General features: G+C 41.3%; 1 protein-coding gene. It reads right to left on the minus strand.

Annotated features, from left to right (window positions below; translation table 11 throughout):
- Positions 1-214: 214 nt before the first annotated feature.
- A complete protein-coding gene (locus ACFQ19_RS20175) occupies positions 215-1,525 on the minus strand; it encodes an IS91 family transposase (protein ID WP_379594654.1) in 1,311 nt (436 codons plus the stop codon).
- Positions 1,526-1,589: the final 64 nt, after the last annotated feature.

Consider the following 1,589-nt stretch of genomic DNA (forward strand, 5'->3'; position numbering starts at 1 on the left):
TAAGAAAAACCGGGCAAACCCCGCCCGGTCCTTTTCTTTCTATCCAAATTAGAGAACATCTGATAATTTGTATTCCTGTCCATGGATGCCATTATAATATTCTGGATACATTTCTCCTCCGCAATTTTCACACTGAAACTGTGGCGGATAAGTCGGATCTCCTCCATCCATACGGTCAAAATCCTGCACGACATCATAAGGTATTTTTTCTTCTTCATGACAATCCAAACAGTGATAATTGACGGCCTGACTCTTCTTTGTTGGCTGCAGATGGTCTCTCCCTTTCTGTTTCTTTTTTCGCTTTTTTTGATTCTTCGGTTTTGTAGAGATAAGCAATCACCCTTTCTAAATAGTCTCTTGCTTCGGTTGTTAACGCGATTTTTATGACCAATTGCCCGTTCTCCAGACACACTTCTCCCTGGTATTCATAATAGTTCTCACAATGAGGACATATCATCGGGTCTTTCTTCCCACTGGCTACGATTCGCTCCCTCCATGATTGACGGCGCAATGTTTTCTTTACTTTCACGATCCAGCGTTTGGTTTCTTTTTGCCATGCTGCTAATAGCTTTTTACTTAACTTCTTGTTCTTTCTCGAATACAGACCATAATGGCGGATGGTTTTGAACTGTTCATCTGGTATATGACGGATAATCCGAATGATAAATTCTTCTGCCGTCACCGTTTCCAGCTTCTTTTTTCCATCCACCTTATCTATATAGCTAAAGGTCACATATTGACCATCATATTCCTCAATCCGATTGATCCCAATCGCTGGTCGACGAATATAACGCCCAATATAACGTAATTGCTCTTGCACACTCCCTCTTTGCTTCGGCGCATGGACATAGAAGCCTTCTCCATTATTCGAAAAAGCTTTTTGTAATCTCGGCTGCACGCGTTTCTTCTCCTGTTTCGTCAAATGCTTCCGGATAAATTTCAATACCACCGTCTGCCATTGCTTCCGAAGCATTGTGAACGGGAGATAATCATACGCCTTCCATTCCCCTTTCTTCGTTATCCCTCCCATACTAACTAACATGTGCACATGCGGATTAAAATTTACTTTCGCTCCAAACGTGTGTAATCCCGCTATGATTCCCGGTTTGACTTTGACTTTCTTCTTATAAAAATCCATGATTAATTTCGCTGCCTCATCCATTAGCGGTTTCAACAGCTCTCGGTGCCATAGAAGTATGTCTCGCAGGTTCTCATCTATCGTAAAAATCACATGCCTATGGTTCACCTGCAGGACTTCTTCGGTGATTAAACGGCTCCATTCTTCACTTTCTCCGATCGAACACGTTGTACAAAATCGCCCTTTACATCGAAAGGGGACTCGTCGAACATCATGACAGCCTTCACAAACAAAGAGTTTGAATCCATTTTTCGGATTTCCACAGTCTCTAAATTTCTCTACCTCCTTGATGACAATGGCTCGGATTCTTCTTCCTTGTTTCTTTTTAAAGCTCTCCCAATGTCCCTGTTCATCAAATAAGATGCGTTTTAGAATGTTCGTCTCCATACATTAAATCTACCACAGTGTTTCACACTGTGGTAGATTTAAATTTATATACTTTCTTATCTTT

The sequence above is a fragment of the Oceanobacillus locisalsi genome (genome assembly GCF_042675985.1).
Lineage (GTDB): Bacteria > Bacillota > Bacilli > Bacillales > Amphibacillaceae > Oceanobacillus > Oceanobacillus locisalsi.